General features: G+C 56.8%; 1 protein-coding gene. It reads left to right on the top strand.

From position 1 onward, the window contains the following. On the top strand, positions 1–243 hold a 243-nt coding region (locus JI667_RS22525; RefSeq protein WP_206858772.1), incomplete at both ends, for an AMP-binding protein.

Below are 243 nucleotides of genomic sequence, written 5' to 3'. Positions count from 1 at the left end.
CGACCGGATCGCCTTTAAGTCTGCAAGCGTCTGCTACACGTATTCTGATTTGGCGGCTGAAGCTCTGCGCCACGCAGCTATCCTGCGCGATCTGGGAGTAAAAAGGGGCGATCGGGTGGCGGTCCTGACCACGCCGCGCGCTGAATCTGCGATGCTGTTCATCGCCATGAACATGGTCGGTGCAATCTGGATCTGTCTGAACCCGCAATACCGCTTGCGTGAATTCCAGTACACGATCGAAGA

Origin of the sequence: Bacillus sp. NTK074B (genome assembly GCF_017303375.1) — a bacterium.
GTDB lineage: Bacteria > Bacillota > Bacilli > Bacillales > Bacillaceae_B > Rossellomorea.
This window is presented reverse-complemented; position numbering and strand designations above follow the sequence as displayed.